Source organism: Ruegeria sp. C10, from assembly GCF_056537805.1.
This window is the reverse complement of the sequence record NZ_JBQFSC010000003.1, coordinates 390,530-405,168: the sequence shown is the minus strand read 5'-3', so window position 1 is coordinate 405,168 and position 14,639 is coordinate 390,530. Positions and strand designations below refer to the sequence as shown.

Below are 14,639 nucleotides of genomic sequence, written 5' to 3'. Positions count from 1 at the left end.
TTCAAAGGGCGGGATTTTTCCCGCCCTCTCTGCTATTCCCTCGTTGATTGTGTGGCATAGGGAATACATCACAATCGGGTTATCCCTCCCCGGTGATTGACCAAATCCGCTATCATTTCAAAACTAGCGTTATGATTTCTTTGGTCATTTGAGGGATGTCACCATGTTCACACGCCGCGTATTTCTGGCCGGTACTGCCGTCAGCCTGCTTCCGGGCGTTGTCAGCGCCAAGAAAGCGGTCGAGTATGATCCCACGCCACAATTCGTGCGGGTCAAAAAGCAATTCCTACCCGGTCAGCTGCTGGTCGTTCCCCGTTCCTTCTACCTTTATTACATAACCGAACCCCGCAAAGCGATCCGCTATGGCTGCGGCGTCGGCAAAGCCGGACTGGAGTTTACAGGAACCGCAACTATCGACGTAAAGAAGGAATGGCCCACCTGGCGACCGACCGATGAGATGATCGAACGCGACCCGGTGGCCTATGGTCGGTTCAAGGACAACGACTATGTCCAACCCGGAGGGAGCGATAATCCACTGGGCGCGCGCGCTTTGTATCTGTTCCAAAACGGAGTCGACACCTATTTCCGCATCCATGGCACCACACAACCGCAAACCATCGGTCGCGCGGCCTCGAACGGCTGCATACGGATGCTGAATCAGCATGTAATCGATCTGTACAACCGGGTGCCGATTGGAACCGTGGTGACCGTGGTCTAAGCCGCCGACCAATCCACATCGTCGGCTTGTTCAATCCTCAGGCGACCTTCTGGCCATGGGCGCATCAGCTTCTGCGCCTCTTCTTCGGATCCATGTAACCAGCAATCCACATCCTGCGACCCCAGCAACACACCCATACGGTGGTGGATCGGCTTTACATCGGCATTTGGCTCGCAGGTGACTGCGGCGACCTGATCCACACGCTGCCCACCAGGGGCCTCCCAACTATCCGTAATTGCAGCAAATAACAGCGGCATGCCATCCTTCGCTGCGATACGCCATGCAGTTTTGCGCCGTTTCTCTCCGATCCACTCGTACCAGCCATCAACTGGTATAACTGCGCGCCCAACACCTTCGAATGCGCTTTTGTCAAAAACCGTTTCAGAGCGAGCGTTGATAATGGTCTCCATCACCGGACGTCCGCGCGCATTGACCCTGCCGACCGGGATCATCCCCCAACGCATCATCTTCAAGCCTTCTCCGGTCAATACCGTCACCTCCTGACCCGGTTGAATGTTCCTGCGCGGGGGTTGAGGCCCTACGTTATCTTTCACGTTCAGGAACTTAGCAATCTCGCCAATTGGTCGTGTGAGAAAAAACCGGCCTGGCATAGGATCCTCCTAATCGGCAGCGCGCTCCGCTAAAGCCAGTACAAAAGGTCCTAGCGCGTCAACGATCAGCGCAACGCCTTGGGCATTTGGATGGATGCCATCAGATTGCATGAACTGGTGCGCGACTGCAGGATCGCCCTCGGTCGCGATCCCGTCAAAGAAGCTTTGCGCATAGATCGCGCCATACTGCTGCGCCAGTTCCGGATACATGGCATCGAAACTTTGCTTGTAATCCGTCCCATAGTTCCCGGGGGCTTGCATGCCGATCAGCAGAACTTCGACATTCGCAGCTTCAGCGGTGTTCAGGATTGCCTCAAGATTGGCGCGCGACACATCCGGATCGATACCGCGTAACAGATCATTGCCGCCGAGGGCTACAATCATGCCATCGACCTCTGGCGTCAGAGTCCAATCAACGCGGGAGGCTCCTCCTGCGGTCGTATCCCCGGAAACACCGGCGTTGATAAGCTGAATATCCGCCCCTTCCTCCTGCAACCAGCGTTGCAGTTGGGACACAAACCCGTCTTGTTGCGGAAGTCCATATCCTTGTGTCAGGGAATCTCCGAGCGCCGCAATCACCACCGGCTCAGCCGTCGCGGCAAATCCGCAACAGATGAACACGCCTGACATCAAACCCTTGCGCAGCTTCTGTATCGCGCCATATCCCAATGGACTGTACCCCTCTTGATGGCCTGATCGATGACGACACCCGTTCTCACCCTCCAAGATGCCGCATTATCGCTGGATGGCAATGCCGGAAGAGTGGATATCCTGCACGACATCACCTTGACTGTGAGCAAGGGTGAAACTCTGGGGCTGATCGGTCCCTCTGGTTCCGGAAAGTCTTCGCTACTGATGCTAATGGGCGGCTTAGAACAGGCAACCGGTGGACGCGTTACCGCATTGGGCCAAGATTTGACGAAAATGAGCGAGGATGCGCTGGCACGGTTCAGAAGAGATGCCATGGGCGTAGTGTTTCAGAATTTCCACTTGATTCCGACGATGACCGCGCTTGAGAACGTGGCGACCCCGTTAGAACTCGCGGGACACAAAGATGCTTTCCAGCGCGCCGCGGCCGAGTTGGAGGCCGTGGGCCTTTCACATCGTATCGATCACTACCCGGCGCAGTTGTCCGGCGGCGAGCAACAGCGTGTGGCGCTGGCCCGCGCTTCGGCCCCGCGCCCGCATATATTACTGGCAGATGAACCAACGGGAAATCTGGATGAAACCAACGGTTCAGCAATCATTGATCTGTTATTCGGACTGCGGGACCGTCACGGGGCAACTCTGGTTCTGGTCACGCACAGCCATACGCTGGCTCAGAAATGCGACCGCGTTGTGCGCTTGCGCGATGGGCGTATCGCCGAGGAATCCCAGCGTGAGGCCGCCGAATGAGCCTGCGTCTGGCCGGTCGCCTGGCCCGGCGCGAACTGCGCGGTGGGTTGCGCGGGTTTCGAGTGTTTCTGGCCTGCCTGGCTTTGGGTGTTGCAGCAATTGCTGCGGTTGGCATGGTGCGCCAAGCCATTCAGACCGGATTGCAACAAGAGGGCGCGTCGCTCTTAGGCGGCGATGCCCAGCTGGAGTTCACCTATCGCTTTGCAAATGATGAGGAACGTGACTGGATGGCGGACACCGCGCAAGCAGTGTCGGAGGTCGTCGATTTCAGGTCCATGGCAGTCACGGGTGATGGCGCAGGCGCGCAACGGGCGTTAACTCAGGTGAAGGCCGTGGACGGGGCCTATCCGCTGTTGGGATCGGTGGCTCTGGAACCCGCAGTTTCTTTGCCCGAGGCCTTGGCGGGCGCCGATGGGCTGCCCGGCGCCTTGATGGCTCCGTCCCTGATTGACCGCCTGAACCTTGCGATTGGGGACCAATTTGATCTCGGCACGCAGAGGTTCGTTTTGATGGCCTCGCTGGAACACGAACCGGATGGTGCGGCAGATGGGTTCTCGCTGGGACCGCGCACGTTGGTTCGAACCGAGGATTTGCAATCATCGGGCCTGCTGGCTCCGGGTACTTTGTTTTCCACCAAATACAGGATGAACTTGCCGCAAACCGCCGAGTTGGAGGCGCTGTCGCAGCAAGCCAGGCAGGCCTTCGAGGGAACCGGCATGCGCTGGACTGATGCCCGCAATGGTGCACCGGGGATATCCGAGTTTGTAGGGCGCCTCAGCGCGTTTCTGGTGCTGGTTGGTCTATCCGGATTGGCGGTTGGGGGGATCGGCGTATCGGCTGCCGTGCGCGCCTATCTGTCCCAGAAAACGGAAACCATTGCGACATTGCGGACTTTGGGCGCTGATCGGGCCACAATCTTTCAGACATACATGATCCAGATCGCCGTTCTTTCAGGCGTTGGTATCGTCATGGGTTTGACCCTGGGCGCGGCGCTTCCAATGCTGCTGGCACCGGTTATCGAAACCCAACTGCCGATCCCCGCTGTATTCTCGCTATATCCGCAGCCCCTGTTCGAGGCCGCACTTTATGGTGTGCTAACCGCGTTCCTGTTTACGCTTTGGCCTCTGGCCAGAACCGAGGAGGTGCGTGCGGCAACATTGTTCCGGGATGCGCTGACTTCGGTAAGCAGCTTCCCGCGCTTGATCTATGTAATTGCGACTGCAATTGGCCTGGCCGTACTGATCGGAGCCGCCGCTTGGTTCAGCGGTTCAACCCGGTTGACCCTCTGGACAAGCGCAGGTCTGGCGGGGGCGCTCACTTTGCTGACCCTTTCTGCCATTGCCATTCGCAAATTGGCCCGCGCGGGCGCTCCTTGGGCCAGAGGGCGTCCAGCCCTGCGGTGGGCGTTGTCCGCAATCTCTGACCCACGCGAAGGCGCAGCATCGGTGGTCCTGTCCCTTGGGCTCGGCCTTTCGGTCCTTGCGGCGGTGGGGCAGATCGACGGCACGCTACGCAATGCGATTTCGGGCAACTTGCCCGAGGTCGCACCCTCGTATTTCTTCGTCGATATCCAGAAGGATCAGATGCCCGGGTTCAGCGAACGTCTCGACACCGACCCTGCCGTCAGTCGGGTAGAAAGCGCTCCGATGCTGCGTGGGATCATTACCAAAATCAATGGGCGACCCGCGCGCGAGATTGCAGGCGATCACTGGGTTCTGGACGGCGACCGGGGCGTAACCTACTCTGCCCGCCCCCCACGGAATGCCCGCGTGACTGACGGGGTTTGGTGGCCAGAGGACTACAGCGGCCCACCGCAAGTCAGCTTTGCCGCAGAAGAGGCCGACGAGATGGGCCTGAAACTGGGCGATGAGCTGACCGTTAATATCCTGGGCCGCGATATCACAGCTGAACTCACATCGCTGCGCGAGGTTGATTTCTCTACTGCAGGAATGGGTTTTGTCATGTCGATGAACCCCTCTGCACTGGCTGGTGCCCCACATAGCTTCATCGCTACCGTTTATGCCGAAGAACAGGCCGAGGCCGCCATTCTGCGTGATTTGGCCGGTCAATTCCCCAACATCACGGCAGTCCGGGTCAGGGACGCCATCGACCGGGTATCAGGCCTGCTAGCAGGGCTTGCGGCAGCCACGTCATATGGCGCAGGGGTTTCTTTGTTGACCGGGTTTTTAGTGTTGATCGGTGCGGCGGCAGCGGGCGAACCGGCGCGTAGGTACGAGGCAGCGATCCTCAAGACTCTGGGTGCCAACCGTGGGCGCATATTGCGCAGCTTTGCCCTGCGGGCAATCCTTTTGGGAGCAGCCGCAGGTTGCGTTGCTTTGCTGACCGGAATTCTGGGCGGTTGGGCCGTGGCTACTTATATATTCGACACAGAGTTCGCGGTCATCTGGCCATCCGCGCTTGGGATCGTCATCGCCGGTGTTGGCGTTACCTTAGGCGCGGGGATGGTCTTTGCCCTGCGCCCGCTTTCAGTACGCCCTGCGCGCATACTGCGCGCCAGCGACTGAGTTCAGCGCATACAAGCGACAGGCTGCAATATTTTCAGCAATTGGTCATTGTCGCACACCAACGCATCAAGCGTGATTTCGTCCAGCGACGCATAAAACACCTCAGCCGCATCCCGCAGCGCCAACCGGAGGCGGCAGGCATCGGTCAGTGGGCAGGTGTTGTCAGCATCCGCAAAACACTCGGCAATCGGCAATCCGCCTTCGACATGGCGAAACACGGACCCGACCCGGATCTGATCCGCCGGGCGCGCCAGCGTCATGCCGCCATTGCGGCCGCGTTGTGTGCTGAGATAGTCCAGCTGGCTCAGTTGGTTGATCACCTGTGCCAGATGGTTTTCTGAAATATTACAGACATCGGCGATCTCGGCCTTCGTGACCAGCCGTTCCTGATGTGCGGCGCAATACATCAAAACACGCACCGCGATATTCGTCCGTTTGGTAATCCGCATTAGGGCCTCCCGAATCTCAAGGTGAAGCTTTATTGCATGTCTCGTAAAAAGACTGTTTGACATACATCAATCGTCAAAGAAGGACGCGACCCGCATGGCAGACCCTTATTTCTTCGGCTATGGCAGCCTCGTGAACCTGTCGACGCATGATTTCCCCGACCCGCGCCCAGCGCGACTGAAAGGTTGGCGACGCGCATGGCGGCACACGGATCTGCGCCCGGTGGCGTTTTTGACCGCTGTGCCGGATGCTGATTCCGAGATCGATGGTATGATCGCCCATGTTCCTAAAAACGACTGGGCCGCGTTGGATGAAAGAGAATGGGCCTATGACCGCGTTCCAGCCACACGGTCGGTCACGCACACTCTGACGCAAGAGGTGGAAATCGCTGTCTACGCAGTCCCGCATGATCGACACACCGCGCCCAGCAATCACCATCCCCTATTGCTCAGCTATATTGATGTTGTCGTGCAAGGGTATCTGCGGGCTTTTGGACCAGAGGGCGCCGATCGCTTCTTTGCAACAACCGATGGTTGGGATGCTCCGATTTTGAACGACCGCGCCGAGCCCAGTTATCCCCGTCACCAACAATTGAAGCAGGCAGAGACCGAATTCGTGGATGACCGCCTGCAACGCGTTTCGGCGCAAGTTTTGCGACCCGGAGAACAAAGAAAGGCAGGTGATTTACCTGCCTCCTTCGTATTCTAAGCACTGACCCTGAAGTCAGCCGCGAGCGCGGATCACCTGCAACAGCGGCAGCAAGGTCGCCATTTCGGGCCCGCGCTCCATCCCCGTTAGCGCTTTGCGCAGCGGCATGAACAGGCCTTTGCCCTTGCGGCCTGTGGCCTCTTTCACGGCCTTGGTCCATGTGCCCCAAGTTTCCCCATCGAATGGGCCTTCGGGCAGCAACGAGACAGCCTGAGCAATGAACTCACGGTCCTCGTCAGCGATCAGGGGTTCGGCCCCATCACGGCACAATTCCCACCATCCCTCCAGATCGCTCAGCGTCGTGATGTTTTCGCGCGCCATGGTCCAGAAAGGCTCGGCCAGTTCAGCAGGTACACCTGCTTTAGCAACGGCATCGGCCACATCGGTCAGCGGCAGCGATTGTAGATGCTTCGCAGTCAGCGGGAACAGGTCCTGCACGTCGAACTTGGTTGGGGCTGCACCGAAGCGTGTAACATCAAAGCCGTCGATCAACTCTGCCATATCCGAGCGCAGCTCAACCGGATCTGACGACCCCAGACGCGCCATCAGACTCAGTAAGGCCATTGGCTGCACGCCCTGCTCTCGCAGATCGCGCAAGGCCAGAGTGCCCAAGCGTTTCGACAACGCCTCTCCCTGCGGGCCAGTCAGCAACGAGTGGTGCGCAAAACGCGGACAGGTCCCGCCCAAGGCCTCGATGATCTGAATCTGCGTTGCGGTGTTGGTGACATGGTCCGAGCCGCGCACGACATCGGTTACGCCCATCTCGGTGTCATCGACCACAGAGGCAATCGTATAGAGAACCTGACCATCGCCCCGGATCAGCACCGGGTCGGATACTGAAGCTGCATCGATCGAGATGTCGCCCAAAATGCCATCGTTCCATTCGATACGCTCGTGGTTCAGTTTGAACCGCCAGACGCCATTGCCACGCTCAGCGCGCAGGGCTTCTTTCTCGGCATCGCTGAGGTTCAGCGCGGCACGGTCATAGACCGGCGGCTTGCCCATGTTCAGTTGCTTCTTGCGCTTAAGGTCGAGCTCGGTGGGCGTCTCGAACGCCTCGTAGAACCGGCCCATCTCGCGCAGCTTGTCGGCGGCCTCGGCGTAGCGGTCCAGACGCTCCGACTGTCGCTCGACCCGGTCCCAATGCAGGCCCAACCACTCCAGATCCTGCTTGATCGCGTCGACATATTCTTCCTTCGACCGCTCGGGATCGGTGTCATCAATGCGCAGAATGAACGTACCGCCAGCCTTGCGGGCGATCAAATAGTTCATCAGGGCGGTGCGCAGGTTGCCCACATGGATGTAACCGGTGGGCGACGGGGCAAAACGGGTGGTGGTCATGGAAGTCTCCTGTTGGCGCGGCTCATCTCACATGGGCGCGTTTTTGTCCAGAAGAGGCTTTCAGGTTGGTTCAACCGGCCAAATGCCATCTAGGCGTTCGAGCCCGGCTTTGATGAGTTCACCAAGCACGTCGAGATCGATATCCGGTAGCTTATTCACGTAGAGGCAGGATTTCCCCAGCTTGTGTTTGCCCAGTCGAGACAGGATATTTTCGAAATCAGCATAACCCGGCATGATGTAGATAGAATGCGCCGCCTTACGCGGAGAGAACCCAGTTGCGAGAAAGTCGCCCTCACGCCCTGACGCATAGCGATAATGATATCGACCATAGCCAATGATCGACGGGCCCCACATTACGGGCGCATAACCTGTGGTTTCACGAAACAGCCTGTCCAGCACGTGCGCCTCTTCCGCCTTGCGGGTCGGCTGAATGCTCGCCAGTAAATCAGCAACGTTTTGCCCGGTGGGTACGGTTTTATTCGCAGATCGCGGCATGAACAAAAATTAACACGTAATGTTCAACCACGCAGCCCATATAACAGTGCCATAGTATGGCCACAGGCCCAGACTGACCTAATTCAGTCAAACATGCTCTGACAGGGAGAACGACCATGACCATCAGATTGACTCGCCGGGCGGCGCTTGGAACGGTTGCGGCTCTGCCGCTTGCGGCAGCTACTTCGCCTGTTCTGGCCGCAGGTACCGAGACCAAAGCCAACTCTACAATAGCAAAATCGTTTCAACTGGGTGATTTCACCGTCACCACCTTGTTGGATGGCAGCCTGCCTCGTGATGGTGCGCAGGACATTTTCGGCGGCGGCGCCTCGGATGAAGATTTCGCCCGTGTATCGGCTGACAACTTCATCTCGCCAGATGTTGCGCAGTTCTTCTTCACACCAACGCTGGTTAATACGGGGTCCGAGATGATCCTGTTTGATACTGGGCTTGGCCAAGGTGGAATTCAGGCCGCGTTGGCCGACGCCGGCGTAACGCCTGATCAGATCGATGTGGTGGTCATTACCCACATGCATCCCGATCATATCGGTGGTATGACAACCAATGATGCCGCGACTTTTGCCAATGCGCGTTATGTAACAGCAGCACCCGAATACGACTTTTGGTCAGCGCAAGACGCGGGCAACCGAGTGGGTGATATGGTTGCAGCCAAAGTCACCCCGATGGCAGAGAAGATGACCTTTATCGGGGATGGTGGTGAAGTCGCATCCGGCGTCACCGGTATGGCAGCGTTTGGGCATACTCCGGGCCATATGGTCTATCACCTAGAAAGCAACGGTCAGCGTCTGGTCCTGACGGCGGATCTTGCAAATCACTATGTCTGGTCCTTTGCACATCCTGAATGGGAAGTGCGATTCGACATGGACAAAGCCGCTGCAACGGAATCGCGCAGGAATGTGCTGGGCATGCTGGCTGCGGACAAAGTGCCTATGATCGGCTATCACATGCCTTTCCCGGCCGCTGGGTATGTCGAATCCCGTGGCGACGGGTTCCGGTTCGTGCCGGTCAGCTATCAAATGATGGGTTAGAGGCTAAAAACCAGCATCCGGCCGCACTTTTGACCCATCCGTGAAACGGGACAGGCGAAATGCGGTCGGATCAACGCAAGGCGTGCTTTCCGTAACAAGGTCCGCCACTAATCGACCTGCGGCAGGACCGATGCCAAAACCGTGGCCGGAGAAACCGGTCGCAATATGCAGGCCCTGCACCGCGTCCACTTTCGAGATGACCGGGATCGCATCCGGGGTCACATCGATCAGGCCGGCCCAGCTTTGCACGATCTCCGCACTATCAAGCGCAGGCAACGCCTTGCGGGCGTTGGCCCACGCCCTTCGCAACACTTTCTGGGAAGGTTCCGGGTCGAGCACTCGGCAATGTTCAAACGGTGTCACATCGGTCGGCAGCCAGCTTCGGTCCTCATTCGCCTCGACCATCCAGCGTCTCGAAAAGCGAAACCTTAAGGACCGCCACTCTTGCCGGAATGCGGGCAGAAACTGCAACCCGAGTCGGAAACTGTCAGGAACGATATCCACTGTATTCTCGTGACCCGAAGCTATGGTGTATCCCCCGTCCGAGCGCTTTCGAATGGCAAAATCATCACTCCAAAGCGACACCTCTGGCCCTGCTGCAACCGGAGAGGTCCGCATGACCGTATTGAGCACTTTGAGCTGTGGCAGAGCGATTCCAGCGTTCCCCGCAAACAGCCGAGACCAGGCTCCGCCTGCAAGTACGACTTGACTACACCGAACGCGGCCGCGTTCGGTGAAAACACCTGCGATCCGGCCCGCAGCAACATCGACACTTCGCACCGCGCATTGCGTCATGATCGCGGCCCCACGGTCGCGCGCCGCCTCGGCGATTGCGGGGGCCGCCCATTGCGGCTCGGCCCGCCCGTCCTGCGGCATGTAAAGCGCTGAGCGCAGTTTCATACTGTTATCCGACAGCAACCCGTCCAGTTCAGGGCCGGATACCATGCGAGCACCTGTTTGCAGCCCTTCAACATGGTCCAGCCATCGCGTCAGGTTTTCATCGTCTCGTGCGCCAGATGCGCCAAACACGATTCCTGATTGAACATAGCCTGTGGCGCGTCCCAATCGCGCATCCAGCCCTTGCCAGATTCGAAGCGCCTCTTGCATCAGGGGGATTTCGCGCGGATCACGTGTCCCAAGGCGCACCCAGCCCCAATTGCGCGAGCTTTGCTCGCCCGCAATCCGGCCTTTCTCGCACAACAGAACGGAAACACCTCGCTCAGCAAGCTCGAAGGCAGCCGAAGCCCCGATGATTCCACCACCTATGACGACAACATCTACGTGTTTGGGAAGTGTGAGATCAGATTCGACGGGTGTCGGTGTGGGGCCTGGCATTAACCGCTCGGTGCTCGTTCATCGGAGCGACATCCAGCCTGAAGGCGATTTCACTGGCAATGTAGAAAACGATTGGTCCCGGGCAATTGCCGGAACCTGTGGCCAATTGGCCAATGCGCGGCGAATTAAGCCGCGCAGATGCGTTCAGATTACGCCGCCCCGGAAAGTTGCGCCCATTTCTGGCGCAGTACCGTGCTGAGCTTGGGATCGGACTTTGATGCAAGCGATTCCTGTGGCTGCAACACCGGAAATTCCGATCGCAACGGAACCGGGCCTGCCACCGCGTCGGGCGTCGGCTCTTCCTGGCTCATAATGTCTGCAATCGCAGCATCCAGCGCCTGTTCATCCAACTTGCGCGGCGCTGATTCCATAGGCTTCAACTGCAACGGAGAATGAAGCGGCTTATCGTATCCATTCGTCATTTGACCACCAATACCTTTACTGACATCCCAAACACGGATGCCTTTTCCCAGTTCCACAATCCCGGTCATCGGCTCTGAAAATGGCAGGACAACCTACCGGATTGCGTCACATCCGCCCCATATGAGGCAGACCCCTGTCGTAAATGTGGCAAAAAAAGGACGCGCGTACAAGCGAAACATAGTCTTTTCACCGCACAACTGGCTGAAATGGAAAAACAAACTGCCGCAGAAATCCGCATTACCATGCACTTTCGAAACAATGGTAAATTCTTCAACCAGAGCGGTGCTTACGTTCTATCTCGCCAGCGATTTACAATCGGATAGCGACGATCCAGCCAGAAGGCCCGTGGCGTCAACCGTGTGCCAGGCGCGGACTGGAAGCGCTTGTATTCACTAATGTAAATTAGGTGTTCGACCCGCCGGGCCTCGGCCTCGTCAAATCCGGCTGCAACGCAGTCGGCGATTGAGCCATCCTGATCCACCAAGATATCAAGAATCGCATCGAGAACAGGGTAGTCCGGCAGGCTGTCGCTATCTTTCTGATCTTCACGCAATTCAGCACTTGGCGGCTTGTCGATCACCGAAGGGCGTATGACTTCGTCTTCGGGTCCCATCATCCAGTCGCGATGATTGGCGTTGCGCCAGCGGCAGGTCTCGAACACGCGAGTTTTGTACAGATCCTTGATCGGGTTATAGCCGCCGTTCATGTCTCCATAAATGGTGGCATATCCCACTGCGACCTCGGACTTGTTGCCGGTGGTCAGCAGCATCTCGCCAAACTTGTTCGAAATCGCCATTAGCAGAAGACCGCGCAGGCGAGACTGGACATTTTCTTCGGTCAGGTCCTCATTCCGCCCTGCAAAAAGCGGAGCCAAAGTGTTGGTTACCGCTGCGCGTCCCTCAGAGATCGGCACAAAGTCGTAGTGCACGCCCAGCGCCTTGGCGACGGCTTCGGCATCATCCAAAGAACTTTGGCTTGTATATTCCGAAGGCAGCATTACGCAGCGTACATTTTCCGCACCGATCGCATCCACGGCTATTGCGGCCACCAGCGCCGAGTCGACGCCGCCCGACAACCCCAGCACAGCTTTGCCAAACCCCGTCTTGCCCATGTAATCGCGCAGAGATTGCACCATCGCGCGATAATCCTGCTCCCATTCGTCGGGTTGCGGCACGACTTCACCAGCCACAATACGCCATCCGTCATCTTGGCGCGACAGATCGATATGGCTGACGGCCTCATCGAAGACGGGCATGCGGAACGCAAGCTCTCCACCCGGGTTCAATCCAAACGTAGCACCGTCGAAAACCTGATCATCCTGCCCGCCGACCATGTTCAGGTAGATTACCGGCAGGCCCGTTTCGACCGTGCGAGCCACCATGTGGTTCAACCGGATATCGTATTTGTTTCGAAAATAGGGCGAGCCGTTGGGGATCAGCAGAAACTCGGCCCCGGTTTCTTCCAGTGTCTCAGCGACATCCTCGTGCCAGCCATCCTCGCAAATCGGGCTACCGATACGAACATTTCCAACCGCATAAGGGCCGCCCATAGGACCCGCATCATAAAGACGAACTTCATCAAAGACGGTTTCATTGGGCAAATGATGTTTAAGAACTTTGCTGACAATCCGCCCACCTTTGAGGATCAGGTAGGCGTTATAAAGCTTCCCATCTTCGACCCAGGGGCCGCCGATGGCCAACGCCGGGCCGCCGGCACAGTCTTCAGCCAACGCCTGCACCGCATTCATCGCGGCCCGATGAAACGCGGGCTTCATCACCAGATCCTGGGTATTGTAGCCGGTTATGAACATCTCGGGCAGCGCCACAAGATCAGCCTGCGCCGCGCGCCCTTGCTGCCAGGCTGCAGCAGCCTTGGCGGCATTACCGTCGATATCCCCAACCGTTGGGTTCAATTGCGCCAGAGTGATGCGGAAACGATCGGCCATTTTTGCCCTCTTGCCCTCATGTCTTTCAGGGATTTAGCAGATCACACCGCGAGTGAAAGGCAAATGCGCCAAAAGCCGTTGCTCTGCCCTCGGCGGTATCTTAGTTTTGCGCCAACACAAACACCGCAGGCAGGTACAAAAATGAAAGCGATCCGCACATCCCTTACCGCTGCAACGCTTACAATGCTGGCGTCTTTTGCTATCGCCCAACAGGACGGTCAGATTGTCATCGCTGATGATGATGTCGGAGGTGTCTACGAGGGCACGTTCGAAAACGGGCTGCGCCATGGCACCGGCACTTACCGCCTGCCGAACGGTTTTGAATATTCCGGTCAATGGGTCGAGGGCGAGATTCAAGGACAAGGCACCGCGCGCTACGCCAATGGCTCTGTCTATGAAGGGACATTCACCAAGGGCCAACCAGAAGGGCGCGGCAAAATCGTCTATTCTGATGGCCAGTCCTATGAGGGCGAGTGGGCCAACGGCACGATAAACGGTACCGGTATCGCGACATATTCCAACGGCTCGCGATACGAGGGCGGCTTCAAGGACGCCAGATATCACGGTCACGGCGTACTGACCGGCCCGGATGGCTCGGTTTATGAGGGCGACTGGGTAAACGGCCAGAAAACCGGCAGCGCCAAGATCACCTACGCCGATGGAAGTACCTATGAGGGCGACTTGAATGGCGGGCAACGGCATGGTCAGGGTAGTCAAGTCTGGGTCGACGGCATGACTTATGCTGGGTCCTGGGCCAACGACCAGATGGCCGGAACAGGCCGTTTGGTTCAACCCAACGGAGATGTCTACGAAGGCGAAATGGTCGAAAATCGCCGACAGGGCAAAGGCAAATCCATCTATGCCAACGGTGCGACCTATGAAGGCGACTATGCTGATGACCAGCGCCATGGTCAGGGCACCTACAATGGTAGCGACGGGTTTGCGTACACAGGTGCCTGGCAAAAGGGCCAGATTGAGGGCCTGGGTGAGATGCTCTATCCTGATGGTTCGGTCTATATCGGCGACTTTCTGGATGACCTGCCTCATGGCACGGGACAAACGACATACCCCGACGGATCAGTTTACGACGGCAACTGGATTGCCGGGATTTTTGAGGGCACCGGCACGGCAACCTATCCCAACGGAACGGCTTATAAGGGCCAGTTCAAAAACGCCCGCTTCGACGGCAAAGGTATTCTGACCTTTGCAAATGGCTATCGCTATGATGGCGATTGGGTAGACGGTGTCCGACAGGGCAAGGGCAAGGCTACGTTTCCGGACGGGATCATTTACGAAGGCGATTTTCTGAATGGCAAGCGTCACGGCAAGGGAACACTGAACCGACCGGGCGGATACAGCTACACAGGCGACTGGGCCGACGGCAAGATCACTGGCTTTGGAACCGCCACCTATGAGACCGGGGATGTCTATGAGGGCAATTTCCTGGAAAACAAACGCCATGGTGACGGCACGATGCGTTTCGCAGGCGGCGAGGTTGAGACCGGCGTCTGGGAAAATGACACGCTGGCGACCGAGACAGAGATTGCGCCCGAAACACCCGCTTCGAGCGCCGAAACCCCTGAGCCCGACTCTACCCCCGACGCGCCCGCCCCTGACGCGACGGACCCGGATACAAACGACGGCTAA

14 protein-coding genes are annotated in these 14,639 nt (G+C 57.8%); 6 read left to right on the top strand and 8 right to left on the bottom strand.

All coding sequences use genetic code 11. The features are described 5' to 3' along the window. Positions 1–163 precede the first annotated feature (163 nt). On the top strand, positions 164–718 hold the full coding sequence (locus ACR0DE_RS15905) for a L,D-transpeptidase (protein WP_170408281.1): 555 nt from the start codon (positions 164–166) through the stop codon (positions 716–718). Here ACR0DE_RS15905 and ACR0DE_RS15900 read toward each other — a convergent pair. Beyond that, a complete protein-coding gene (locus ACR0DE_RS15900; protein WP_480754186.1) occupies positions 715–1,329 on the bottom strand; it encodes an SOS response-associated peptidase in 615 nt (204 codons plus the stop codon). The genes ACR0DE_RS15905 and ACR0DE_RS15900 overlap by 4 nt on opposite strands. A 9-nt stretch (positions 1,330–1,338) precedes the next feature. Beyond that, positions 1,339–1,959 (bottom strand): arylesterase, encoded by a 621-nt coding sequence (locus ACR0DE_RS15895; protein ID WP_480754283.1) that lies wholly within the window; start codon positions 1,957–1,959, stop codon positions 1,339–1,341. A 69-nt stretch (positions 1,960–2,028) separates the two neighbouring features. Here ACR0DE_RS15895 and ACR0DE_RS15890 point away from each other — a divergent pair, with 69 nt between their 5' ends. Both ACR0DE_RS15890 and ACR0DE_RS15885 read left to right on the top strand, forming a co-directional pair. After that, a complete protein-coding gene (locus ACR0DE_RS15890) occupies positions 2,029–2,724 on the top strand; it encodes an ATP-binding cassette domain-containing protein (RefSeq protein ID WP_170395925.1) in 696 nt (231 codons plus the stop codon). Then, the gene (locus ACR0DE_RS15885; protein WP_480754184.1) at positions 2,721–5,249 is read left to right on the top strand and encodes an ABC transporter permease; all 2,529 of its coding nucleotides are present in this window, start codon (positions 2,721–2,723) and stop codon (positions 5,247–5,249) included. Before ACR0DE_RS15890 ends, ACR0DE_RS15885 begins: the two co-directional genes overlap by 4 nt. A gap of 2 nt (positions 5,250–5,251) precedes the next feature. Here the strand turns inward: ACR0DE_RS15885 and ACR0DE_RS15880 are convergent, their stop codons facing one another. Next, the gene (locus ACR0DE_RS15880) at positions 5,252–5,698 is read right to left on the bottom strand and encodes an Rrf2 family transcriptional regulator (protein WP_170423813.1); all 447 of its coding nucleotides are present in this window, start codon (positions 5,696–5,698) and stop codon (positions 5,252–5,254) included. A 94-nt stretch (positions 5,699–5,792) separates the two neighbouring features. Between ACR0DE_RS15880 and ACR0DE_RS15875 the strand changes: the two genes are divergently transcribed. After that, entirely contained in the window at positions 5,793–6,404 is a 612-nt protein-coding gene (locus ACR0DE_RS15875) for a gamma-glutamylcyclotransferase family protein (RefSeq protein ID WP_170395920.1), read from the top strand. A gap of 15 nt (positions 6,405–6,419) precedes the next feature. Here ACR0DE_RS15875 and gltX read toward each other — a convergent pair whose 3' ends face one another. Both gltX and ACR0DE_RS15865 read right to left on the bottom strand, forming a co-directional pair. Beyond that, on the bottom strand, positions 6,420–7,745 hold the full coding sequence (gene gltX / locus ACR0DE_RS15870; RefSeq protein ID WP_170395918.1) for a glutamate--tRNA ligase: 1,326 nt from the start codon (positions 7,743–7,745) through the stop codon (positions 6,420–6,422). 60 nt (positions 7,746–7,805) lie between these two features. Beyond that, a complete protein-coding gene (locus ACR0DE_RS15865) occupies positions 7,806–8,144 on the bottom strand; it encodes a DUF1801 domain-containing protein (RefSeq protein WP_480754182.1) in 339 nt (112 codons plus the stop codon). Positions 8,145–8,356: 212 nt separating this feature from the next. Here ACR0DE_RS15865 and ACR0DE_RS15860 point away from each other — a divergent pair, with 212 nt between their 5' ends. After that, on the top strand, positions 8,357–9,289 hold the full coding sequence (locus ACR0DE_RS15860; protein ID WP_170395914.1) for an MBL fold metallo-hydrolase: 933 nt from the start codon (positions 8,357–8,359) through the stop codon (positions 9,287–9,289). Between the two features lie 3 nt (positions 9,290–9,292). Here ACR0DE_RS15860 and ACR0DE_RS15855 read toward each other — a convergent pair whose 3' ends face one another. The 3 genes from ACR0DE_RS15855 to ACR0DE_RS15845 all read right to left on the bottom strand — a co-directional run bounded on the left by ACR0DE_RS15855 (position 9,293) and on the right by ACR0DE_RS15845 (position 12,992). Continuing rightward, positions 9,293–10,624, bottom strand: coding sequence for an NAD(P)/FAD-dependent oxidoreductase (locus ACR0DE_RS15855; protein ID WP_480754180.1), 1,332 nt, complete (start codon positions 10,622–10,624; stop codon positions 9,293–9,295). Positions 10,625–10,773: 149 nt separating this feature from the next. Next, complete coding sequence (locus ACR0DE_RS15850) at positions 10,774–11,115, bottom strand: hypothetical protein (RefSeq protein WP_170408289.1); 342 nt, start codon at positions 11,113–11,115, stop codon at positions 10,774–10,776. A 218-nt stretch (positions 11,116–11,333) separates the two neighbouring features. Further along, the gene (locus tag ACR0DE_RS15845) at positions 11,334–12,992 is read right to left on the bottom strand and encodes an NAD+ synthase (RefSeq protein ID WP_480754178.1); all 1,659 of its coding nucleotides are present in this window, start codon (positions 12,990–12,992) and stop codon (positions 11,334–11,336) included. Between the two features lie 141 nt (positions 12,993–13,133). Between ACR0DE_RS15845 and ACR0DE_RS15840 the strand changes: the two genes are divergently transcribed. Continuing rightward, positions 13,134–14,639 (top strand): MORN repeat-containing protein, encoded by a 1,506-nt coding sequence (locus ACR0DE_RS15840; protein ID WP_480754176.1) that lies wholly within the window; start codon positions 13,134–13,136, stop codon positions 14,637–14,639.

What these genes read in the sequence shown, in the direction of transcription:
- ACR0DE_RS15875 (WP_170395920.1), top strand. Translation starts at nt 5,793, where the DNA reads ATGGCAGACCCTTATTTCTTCGGCTATGGCAGCCTCGTGAACCTGTCG.
- ACR0DE_RS15895 (WP_480754283.1), bottom strand. Translation starts at nt 1,959, where the DNA reads ATGTCAGGCGTGTTCATCTGTTGCGGATTTGCCGCGACGGCTGAGCCG.
- gltX (WP_170395918.1), bottom strand. Translation starts at nt 7,745, where the DNA reads ATGACCACCACCCGTTTTGCCCCGTCGCCCACCGGTTACATCCATGTG.
- ACR0DE_RS15885 (WP_480754184.1), top strand. Translation starts at nt 2,721, where the DNA reads ATGAGCCTGCGTCTGGCCGGTCGCCTGGCCCGGCGCGAACTGCGCGGT.
- ACR0DE_RS15855 (WP_480754180.1), bottom strand. Translation starts at nt 10,624, where the DNA reads ATGCCAGGCCCCACACCGACACCCGTCGAATCTGATCTCACACTTCCC.
- ACR0DE_RS15850 (WP_170408289.1), bottom strand. Translation starts at nt 11,115, where the DNA reads ATGACCGGGATTGTGGAACTGGGAAAAGGCATCCGTGTTTGGGATGTC.
- ACR0DE_RS15905 (WP_170408281.1), top strand. Translation starts at nt 164, where the DNA reads ATGTTCACACGCCGCGTATTTCTGGCCGGTACTGCCGTCAGCCTGCTT.
- ACR0DE_RS15890 (WP_170395925.1), top strand. Translation starts at nt 2,029, where the DNA reads ATGACGACACCCGTTCTCACCCTCCAAGATGCCGCATTATCGCTGGAT.
- ACR0DE_RS15845 (WP_480754178.1), bottom strand. Translation starts at nt 12,992, where the DNA reads ATGGCCGATCGTTTCCGCATCACTCTGGCGCAATTGAACCCAACGGTT.
- ACR0DE_RS15900 (WP_480754186.1), bottom strand. Translation starts at nt 1,329, where the DNA reads ATGCCAGGCCGGTTTTTTCTCACACGACCAATTGGCGAGATTGCTAAG.
- ACR0DE_RS15860 (WP_170395914.1), top strand. Translation starts at nt 8,357, where the DNA reads ATGACCATCAGATTGACTCGCCGGGCGGCGCTTGGAACGGTTGCGGCT.
- ACR0DE_RS15840 (WP_480754176.1), top strand. Translation starts at nt 13,134, where the DNA reads ATGAAAGCGATCCGCACATCCCTTACCGCTGCAACGCTTACAATGCTG.
- ACR0DE_RS15880 (WP_170423813.1), bottom strand. Translation starts at nt 5,698, where the DNA reads ATGCGGATTACCAAACGGACGAATATCGCGGTGCGTGTTTTGATGTAT.